Consider the following 8,479-nt stretch of genomic DNA (forward strand, 5'->3'; position numbering starts at 1 on the left):
TTTAGAGACGCCTGATAAGTTTTACCGCAGCCTCTACAGCCCTCTTGGCATAATCGACCCTCTGGTGAGCCTCCATGCGACTCATACCGGGGCCCGCAATTCCCAGAGTGACAGGCTTGTTGTATTCCAGAGAAAGGTCGGTAATCTTTCTTGAGGCATGCTGGACCACTATCTCATCATGACCTGTGGCACCTTCTATTACCGAACCAATGGTTACAACTGCGTCAATATCATCTTTTTCACAAAGTTTCTTGATTGCAAGCGGCATATCGTAAACCCCGGGCACAAGAATGGTATCTGTCACTTCCGCGCCCAGGAATTTCGCATGTTCTATACCAAGTAATTCCATCTGGTAGGTAAGATCCCTGTTAAACTCCGCTACCACAAATCCCAGTCTGATTGTCATTATATTGTTCTCCAATGCAGATTTTGCTTCCTAATCATACTTATAAATTATAAAATCAAATCCTCATCCACGCAGGCTTCCTACATCCTCAAAACCCTGCCTCTGACCTGTACCTGCCTGTTTTACAAGTTTCTCTGGCTTAAAGAGAAGATCCACGACATTACGGGAATGCTCACGAGCACGGTTCTCCATGAGGAAAGCAAGCTCCTTCTCATCCTTGCCTTCATCTTCGTGAACAAAAACTTCTATTATATGAGTATTTGTCATAAGCTGGGCCTGAATGATACCCGTGGAAGCCTCATGTGCACACATTTTATCTTTTTGCGCAGCACCGGGCATTCCAAGGGCCATAACTATTTCGCAGCCCTGCTCCTCGATAAGCTTTTTGGAAGCCACCGGCAGGTCCTTTATACCCGGAACTGTGATCCGAATTATACGGGCTGAAACATACTGCTTGATCTCATCCACAGCAGCACTGCCCATATCAAAACGTGCAAACGTCGTGTCTACAATACCTATGGTTTTCATGATATCTCATTTACACAATACTTCAATTGCAGCTTCTGTTGCAGGACCCAGGTCTGAAACCACTCCCCTCTTCTTGAATACTACCTCAATCTGCTGGAGAGTACTGAGAATATCCCTGTAACTTACATTGCCCATATTTCCAATACGGAAAATCTTGCCCTTAAGATGGGCCTGTCCGCCTGCAATTGTAATTCCGGATTTCATCATTTCTTTTTTAAGGGTTTCGCTGTCCATACCCGCCGGGGCCTTCATTGCCGAGACAGTGTTGGAATATGCACTGTATTCATTGAGCTGCGGGAACATCTCGATACCCATTGCATCCATCGCCGCACGCACAGCAGCTGCACCCTTATGGTGCCTTTCTATCCTGGCATCCATTCCCTCTTCTTCAATTATATGAAGGGATTCCTGCAGGGCGTAGAAAAGAGGAATGGCAGGTGTGTAAGGAGTTTGTGTTTTTTCCTTGTCAGCACTCTTTTTACAGGCTTTGAGATCAAGATAATAAGGAAGGCTTTCTTTTTCCATTGCGTCAAATGCAGCTTCACTTACAGAAAGCATGGAAAGACCTGGTGGTGCACCAATACATTTCTGGGAACCAACCACTGCTACATCAACTCCCCAATCATCTATAAATACATTATCTCCACCTAGTGAAGTCACACCGTCCATTACAAACAGGGACCCATATTTCTTTGCCAGCTTGCCGACCTGTTCTGCAGGATTCAGTATACCTGTGGAGGTTTCGTTGTGAACCATGGTAACGGCCTTTGCTCCTTCCTGAAGTTGTGCTTCAAGCATATCCAGGTCCACGGAAGAACCCCATTCAAATTCCAGGGGAACGACAGAACCGTATCTGGATGCAATATCCTTGAAACGCTCTCCGAATTTACCATTCTCAATGGAGATTATCCTGTCATCTTTGTCTGCGATACAACCTACAGCAGCTTCCATAGAAGCGGTACCTGAACCACTTAACACAAAAATATCATTTTCTGTCTCGAATACGTCAGCAAGAATACGACGACAGTCATCATATATTCCAGAAAATTGTGCTCCACGATGATTGATCATCGGTTTGGACATTGCCCTGAGAACCCTGGGGGGTACTGGTACCGGGCCCGGCATCATTAATAAATTATCTTCAAGGTCCATAGACTTTCCTCTAATAGTTTTTTAACTAATCCACACCTAATGTAGCGCTAATATTTAACTGTAGTTAAACAGTCAGAATTAACAAAATTATCCATGTAGCAACTTAATTATGTCGTGCTTGGTGATAAATCCGATAGCAACTCCCTTTTCAAGCACCAGAACTGCAGGATAGCGCTCCAGCAGTGTAGATACAATACCAATATCAGCCTCAGGAGAAACTGCCGGAAAAGATTCACCCATCATATCCCCTACTTTCATTTTGGATATCACGGCGGTTTTTTTCTCAGCCATTGACTTGACAAACGTGTCCTCTGAAATACTGCCTACAGGCACACCATTATCAATCACAGGAACCTGAGAATAACCATGCTCCTGCATGATACTGACTGCATGGTCCACCGACTCATCGGAAGATACAAAAACCACAAGGGTATGCATGATGTTCCTGACACATATCTTTTCTTTTTCAGATTGGTCAAAAGCATCAAATATTTTTCTCAAGGTCGATAGCCTCGGATCAACATCACCCGCCTCTATTCTTGCTATAAGGGGCTGGCTGACACCGGCTCTTTTTGCCAGGCCGCTCTGTGTAAGTCCTAGCTCTATTCTTTGCTGCTTAATGGATTGGGCAGTTGGCAGTATCATTTAGTACTATTGATGTGAATTTTATTATTTAAGCAATTGCTTATTTATTGCATATAGAAAAAGAAAAGACCTCCCACGTATGCAATATAAGTGGCTAAGATAACAGCCCCCTCCCAGCGCGCAAGCTTGCGACCTGTCAATCCAAAAAATACAATCATTCCCATAATTAACAACATTGCAGGAAAATCATAGTACAGGGATTGATTCTGTATCGGAAGTTCACTGATAAGGGAAGAAGCACCCAATATAAGTGCTATGTCCATCGTATTTGCCCCAAGTATGTTACCGACGGCCAGGTCATTATGTCCCTTACGAGTAGCTGAAATAGCAGTTATCAGTTCAGGAAGGGATGTCCCAAATGCTACAAGGGTCAATCCGATTATCATTTCGGGAACACCAAGCCACATAGCAATGTCAGTACCGGAATCAATCAGGATACGACTGCCACCCACCACAAGAGCAGCACCAAGAACAAAAAAAACCACATCTTTTGAAATCGAATTGGATATTTCGCCAAGTTCTTCATTAACTTCTTCATTTGTCCCAAAGAGCAGCGATTGAAGTCTGTAATTGTAATAGAGAAAAACAACAAAAACTACCAGTAAAAGTATACCATCAACAGGTGTGAGCATGCCGTCAATGGATACTACAATCAGCAGCAAAGCCGATACAATCATAAATGCACCCCTTTTTAAAAAAGAGGAATCCTCTACAGGAATCGAGCGTAAGACTATTACGCCTCCGAGGATCAGGCCAGCATTGCATATAACAGAACCTACAGCGTTACCAACTGTCAGACCTGTATGGCCCAGATAGGCAGCATATGCAGAAACAGCAAATTCCGGTGCAGTCGTTGCGAAACTAACAATAGTCGCTCCTATAATCATTTTAGGAATGCCACTTTTTTGGGATATTGAGACTGCAGACTCGGTAAACCAGTCAGCACCTTTTGTAATAAAGATCAGACCTACTATAAAAAGAGGTAAAGTATATTGCTGCATTTTTGGGATCAGCGCAATATGGTTAATAAAGAATATAAAACTTAACCGATTAAAATTTTTCAGTCACCTGCAGTAATAACAAGTACAGGCCCTATATCGGCAGCAATCAACCATCGTGTGAGACTTCCAAAAGGATCGCTACGCAATGATTCTGTCCCCATTACAGTAAGATCAACCTTGTTTTCCTTTGCAATATTGATAATTTCACGACCCGGATTCCTGCCTCTAACAACCCGGATATGGAACTCTATGCCATGTATTTCAGATTGCTTTGCCGCATATTCCAGATTGGCTTCTATATTCTTAGTAATCAGATCGACAAGTTTTTCTTGAAACTCATCCGGGAATGATTTTAAGTTGTCTGGCTCTTCCACATATATTACAATAATGCGTCCATTTTCCATAGAAGCAATATGCAATGCATTGTCTATCACTTTTTGGGAAAGTTTCGTTTCATCAATTGGCACCAGAATGTTACGATACGTTATGTCTTTCATTTTACCATCATCCATCTCATGTAAGTCCAAAAGCAGTTACAACAATTACGACAAGTATCCCAAGCCCGACCATTCGGACAGAATGTAGTATCAGGTTCTGCCGGGCTATTTTGCCGGAAAACATTCCAAGAGCAGCCAAGACAATTATACTTAATCCAACTGAGACCTCCAGTGCATAATTTTCCAGAAATACAAACGGCAATATCGGCACAAGAGAACCAATGAGACTGGAACCGCCATGTGCTAGAGTATCATACAATATTTTGTTGCGGGTTTCTTTTTCAAGACTTGTAGATTCGAGATTGCGTAAGAGAGGTTTTTCAAGATCAGCAAGATGGCCATACTCTACCGCACTTTCTGCAAGGTAAGAACCAAGCCCATTGGTCATTGCAAGAGCAAGCGCACCTCCCAGAGCAGCATTTATTATGAGGTCAGGGTTAGAAGAAACATTCGAAGCACCAATGACAACACCAAGTACTGCCAGTACTCCATCAATACTGCCAAGGATAATATATCTACTCTGATCGAATTTTGGTTTCATTTAAGACACTCAACATTTTATGAGCACGTATCAGGACATAGGTATATGATTACAAAAAATATAACAATTTTGCATACAGGGTTCGATTTGTTCTTTCATCCTGACAAAACACAGGAATCAGAAAAATCCAAAGCCTCAGAAGAGGATTGATTCTCAGACAAAGCCGCTTCTATCATATTACGCAGATGTGAGTCATCAAAGGGTTTCATTATAGTTCCCACTGGTTTTAGTTCATGGACACGCTGCAAAATGGCTTTGTCAGAGATACCGGTAAGGAAAATAAAATGAGGAGCCAATTTCTGTTTGATTACTTTGGCAGCTTCAATTCCGTCTATATTGCCTTTGAGAACAATATCCATCAAAATCAAATCAGGTTTCAAATGTGATGCCATATTTATAGCAGTTTGCCCATCTGCCACAATTCCACAAACAGTATAGCCCATCTCTTCCAGTTTGAGTTTTATGCCCATTGCAACGATCATTTCATCCTCAACTACCAATATGCCCCCGGATTTCATGATTATTCCTCGGTTTGCTAATTTATAAAAAAATATATGAAGTAAATTTTTAGATAGCCATTTGTTTTTTGTTGCAATAAAATAAAAAAAGTACCGGCAAGACCGGTATCTTAATCCCAAATATAGATTATCAAGCTTTCCAGCTGCATTTTTTGCCTGGTTTTTGTTTTGAGGACATAACTTCCACTTCCATGGAAGATTCCCAGAGGCCATGGACATTACAACTTTCAATTGCTTTAAAATCCGTAATCACAGAAGTCAGACCACAATCTCCACAAACATTTACACCCCTTATGTGACAGACCTCAAATTCTTTTTCACCAATTAGCTCCTCATGAGGAGTTACGTTAAATGTAGCTTCTGCTTTTTCTGCAGATGGCCCCAGCTCCACCCTGCCTATCTTCTGATCTGCAAGATAGAGGTCTATCCATTCGATGTAGTGGTTCTCTTCCATTACATGTGGTTCAATTCCTACAGAAACCGTTACTTCATAGGTACCACCTGCTGTCATCATTGACGGTCCTTCGATTACCGGTATATGTTTCTTTTCAGTTTCCGTTGGATTATCCTTATCTTTTAAACGGTTAATATTATCAGTCATCGTATCACCTACCCATTAATTAAAAAATAAGTTGCCAGCACTGCTGACAACTTCAGAACCTGTAATTCTTAACCGAGTGGAAAAGTACCACGGCAAAGAACACCAGAATTACAGCGACCAGGCTGAAATAAGACACCGGATCCCAGATAAATTTCATGCCTCCTGACTCCCCCCAGCCTACAAGGACGGTACCTTGCAGGACAACAGGCAGTACAACACAGATACCTGCCACTATAAAAATAAACAAGATGTCAAATATCTGCATGAATACGCTTCTTTCCTTTCCCCTGCTAGTAACTGCCATATTTAATCCTCCTCAGTCATAATACCTGAATGTATACATATGCTCCTTTATAGAACTATACACCCTTAGACATGCAGCGGTTCCTATACCCAGTACCAGCAGTAAGAACAGCGCATAAACCGGGAATATACTTGAAAGTTCAGGCGTGCTGTCCCATACAGTGGTAATTATAGTATAGAAGATGAATGACTCTGAGAAGAACAAAATACCCATCAAAACCACCACAACAAGAGCGTCCTGCCGCAGTTTGCTCATGTATCTTACAGAATCAACATTTTCCTTTTTTTGTTTATCTTCCAAGATCATTACCTCCTTATGTCCTCACAGGCTCGGGCCAACCCATCTCTTCGCCCCAGTCATGGCTAACTTCTAAACTCCGATATCTCCGGTTGAAATAGAAATATGCAATCGCATAGAACAGCAGGGCAAATATCAGATTATACCTGTATCCCCACTGCAGGGTTGACATGATCACAAGTGCCAGGAATATTGTGAAGTATGCAAGCCAGGGTTGCAACGGGCCAACGAATGGACGCACCTTGTTGTTGTGTTGTGGGAACATCTTTCTGAAACGAATCAGGGAGAATGGAATCATCACATAGCACACTAGTCCGGATACTATCGAGAATGTGATAACCTGATCCAGGAAACCACTGAATGCAAATGCGATCGCAATTGGCATAGTGAAAATAACAGCCCTGTAAGGCGTGTTATATTTTGGATGTACAGCAGAGAACCATGGAGTCAGGAATTGGTCCCTTGATAGGGCATACCATGATCTGGATGAGTCACAGATAGTACCGTTGGCACTTGCAAGACATGTAAAGAGAGTACCTATTGCAAGAAGTACTACGAGCAATTGTACACCGCTGTTAGTGGCTGCCTCATAAAGTGGATAGACAGATACACCAAGCTGGTCTGTGGGTATAAGGCCAGAACATACATACAGTGTCATACCGGCTGCAAGCAAAAGAGTGATCATCCCTGCCTGTTGACCCAGAGGCACTGCCCTGGAAGGATGTTTACATTCTTCAGCACTCATAGCCGCTCCTTCTATACCCAGATAGAACCAGGGACCAAATTGCAATGCAGCGAAAATTCCTATCAAGCCATTTGGAATAGCACCGGATATTAAGTTACCCGGATTCCAGACTCCTCCAACACCTGTAATACTCATGGCAAAGAACACAAGAATTGCAATGAATGCAGTAAAACTCAATGCGAAATTAAGGTTGAGCGCTGCCACAACCCCCCTGTAATTCATAAATGTCAAGAATGTGATCACTAAAAGCGTGATCGGGAATACTTGTATCTCCGGCAATATTGATTCTGCAATTGATGCCACAACAATGGAATCTGCGGCTTCCAGAGCGATGTATTCCATATAAACAGCAAGTCCCACCAGTGCCGCTGCACCGGGACCTACAAATAATCTTGCCCAGTCATAAGGTCCTCCCGCAAGTTTGGTAGACGCACCTAGCTCACTTGCACAAAGAGAAACCATCAGATACATTGTACCGGCAACAAGTAATGCCAAAAGGGAACCCAATATACCACCTTTGGCAACCGTAAAGTTCCATCCCATATATTCACCCACCAGCACAATCCCGACACCAAGTGCCCATACATGGTATGGTCTTAGTGTCTTCACAAGACTGGTAGATTCTTCCAAGGGATCATTAGTAATTTCATCGGTCATTCAATATTCCCCCATTATTTTTTCGCTACCTTCATTGCATCAAGCAACATCCAGCCGATCATGGCGAAACATACCAGGTAAATGACGCCGTTAATTATAGTCCAAGTACCCATTTGGATGCCTCCTATTTGTTGTTATAAACAATACATAAAAAAGAGCCATAAAAATGGCTCTTTCACATTCAGAACACCAGACCCAGGTCTTCGAGTTTTTTCTTTGCCCCGTCATAGACCTTGACGTATTCCTCGGTCGGTGTAACGGTTGCAACATCATAGCATTCCTGGAACGTCTTGCCTGCAGGTGCGTTGGCATAATCGCCTTCATAGCTTGCTACAAGTTTATCCAGAATCTGGTTGACAGTATCGATATCCATACCCGCGGTTGCACGTGCGACTTCTCCCATCATACGTGCTTCCATACCGGTAGTCTTGTCAGTGATAACACCCTTTGCAGATGCAACACCGGACAGGATCTCACGACCGGATGCAGTATCGGTCATGGACTGGGCAGCAGCCTCAAGCAGGCACATCTCGGTACATGGACCTGCACATGGATAGTACTGGTTACCGGACAGCAGATCTGTGAAC

At 42.9% G+C, this 8,479-nt stretch carries 13 protein-coding genes; all 13 read right to left on the minus strand.

The window, feature by feature from the left end:
- Position 1: 1 nt before the first annotated feature.
- Positions 2–406, minus strand: a complete 405-nt coding sequence (gene ribH / locus CI957_RS07830; protein WP_105460176.1) for a 6,7-dimethyl-8-ribityllumazine synthase — start codon at positions 404–406, stop codon at positions 2–4.
- 63 nt (positions 407–469) lie between these two features.
- Positions 470–934: a riboflavin synthase gene (ribC, locus tag CI957_RS07835; RefSeq protein WP_105460175.1), complete on the minus strand. Its 465-nt coding sequence runs from the start codon at positions 932–934 to the stop codon at positions 470–472.
- A gap of 6 nt (positions 935–940) precedes the next feature.
- Complete coding sequence (locus CI957_RS07840; RefSeq protein ID WP_128754609.1) at positions 941–2,086, minus strand: alanine--glyoxylate aminotransferase family protein; 1,146 nt, start codon at positions 2,084–2,086, stop codon at positions 941–943.
- Positions 2,087–2,173: 87 nt separating this feature from the next.
- Positions 2,174–2,731 (minus strand): CBS domain-containing protein, encoded by a 558-nt coding sequence (locus CI957_RS07845; protein WP_096711277.1) that lies wholly within the window; start codon positions 2,729–2,731, stop codon positions 2,174–2,176.
- A gap of 44 nt (positions 2,732–2,775) precedes the next feature.
- On the minus strand, positions 2,776–3,732 hold the full coding sequence (locus CI957_RS07850) for a calcium/sodium antiporter (protein WP_128754610.1): 957 nt from the start codon (positions 3,730–3,732) through the stop codon (positions 2,776–2,778).
- Positions 3,733–3,791: 59 nt separating this feature from the next.
- Entirely contained in the window at positions 3,792–4,229 is a 438-nt protein-coding gene (locus CI957_RS07855; RefSeq protein ID WP_164909066.1) for a universal stress protein, read from the minus strand.
- A 16-nt stretch (positions 4,230–4,245) separates the two neighbouring features.
- Entirely contained in the window at positions 4,246–4,770 is a 525-nt protein-coding gene (locus tag CI957_RS07860; protein ID WP_096711274.1) for a VIT1/CCC1 transporter family protein, read from the minus strand.
- Positions 4,771–4,865: 95 nt separating this feature from the next.
- Positions 4,866–5,288 carry a response regulator gene (locus tag CI957_RS07865; RefSeq protein ID WP_164909067.1) on the minus strand — a complete coding sequence of 141 codons (423 nt, stop codon included), beginning with the start codon at positions 5,286–5,288 and terminating at the stop codon, positions 4,866–4,868.
- A gap of 130 nt (positions 5,289–5,418) precedes the next feature.
- Positions 5,419–5,889, minus strand: a complete 471-nt coding sequence (locus tag CI957_RS07870) for a class II SORL domain-containing protein (protein WP_096711272.1) — start codon at positions 5,887–5,889, stop codon at positions 5,419–5,421.
- A gap of 52 nt (positions 5,890–5,941) precedes the next feature.
- The gene (locus CI957_RS07875) at positions 5,942–6,193 is read right to left on the minus strand and encodes a hypothetical protein (RefSeq protein ID WP_096711271.1); all 252 of its coding nucleotides are present in this window, start codon (positions 6,191–6,193) and stop codon (positions 5,942–5,944) included.
- Positions 6,194–6,205: 12 nt separating this feature from the next.
- Positions 6,206–6,493, minus strand: coding sequence for a monomethylamine transporter (locus tag CI957_RS07880; protein WP_096711604.1), 288 nt, complete (start codon positions 6,491–6,493; stop codon positions 6,206–6,208).
- 13 nt (positions 6,494–6,506) lie between these two features.
- Positions 6,507–7,892 carry an APC family permease gene (locus CI957_RS07885; protein WP_096711270.1) on the minus strand — a complete coding sequence of 462 codons (1,386 nt, stop codon included), beginning with the start codon at positions 7,890–7,892 and terminating at the stop codon, positions 6,507–6,509.
- Between the two features lie 181 nt (positions 7,893–8,073).
- A partial coding sequence (locus tag CI957_RS07890) for a monomethylamine:corrinoid methyltransferase (RefSeq protein WP_128754611.1) occupies positions 8,074–8,479 on the minus strand: 406 nt, incomplete at its 5' end.

The organism is Methanohalophilus sp. WG1-DM (assembly GCF_004104135.1).
Taxonomy (GTDB): domain Archaea; phylum Halobacteriota; class Methanosarcinia; order Methanosarcinales; family Methanosarcinaceae; genus Methanohalophilus; species Methanohalophilus euhalobius.

Excerpts from the sequence above, each read along its gene's own strand:
- ribH (WP_105460176.1), bottom strand. The coding sequence starts at position 406 with ATGACAATCAGACTGGGATTTGTGGTAGCGGAGTTTAACAGGGATCTT.
- ribC (WP_105460175.1), bottom strand. The coding sequence starts at position 934 with ATGAAAACCATAGGTATTGTAGACACGACGTTTGCACGTTTTGATATG.
- CI957_RS07840 (WP_128754609.1), bottom strand. The coding sequence starts at position 2,086 with ATGGACCTTGAAGATAATTTATTAATGATGCCGGGCCCGGTACCAGTA.
- CI957_RS07845 (WP_096711277.1), bottom strand. The coding sequence starts at position 2,731 with ATGATACTGCCAACTGCCCAATCCATTAAGCAGCAAAGAATAGAGCTA.
- CI957_RS07850 (WP_128754610.1), bottom strand. The coding sequence starts at position 3,732 with ATGCAGCAATATACTTTACCTCTTTTTATAGTAGGTCTGATCTTTATT.
- CI957_RS07855 (WP_164909066.1), bottom strand. The coding sequence starts at position 4,229 with ATGAAAGACATAACGTATCGTAACATTCTGGTGCCAATTGATGAAACG.
- CI957_RS07860 (WP_096711274.1), bottom strand. The coding sequence starts at position 4,770 with ATGAAACCAAAATTCGATCAGAGTAGATATATTATCCTTGGCAGTATT.
- CI957_RS07865 (WP_164909067.1), bottom strand. The coding sequence starts at position 5,288 with ATGAAATCCGGGGGCATATTGGTAGTTGAGGATGAAATGATCGTTGCA.
- CI957_RS07870 (WP_096711272.1), bottom strand. The coding sequence starts at position 5,889 with ATGACTGATAATATTAACCGTTTAAAAGATAAGGATAATCCAACGGAA.
- CI957_RS07875 (WP_096711271.1), bottom strand. The coding sequence starts at position 6,193 with ATGGCAGTTACTAGCAGGGGAAAGGAAAGAAGCGTATTCATGCAGATA.
- CI957_RS07885 (WP_096711270.1), bottom strand. The coding sequence starts at position 7,892 with ATGACCGATGAAATTACTAATGATCCCTTGGAAGAATCTACCAGTCTT.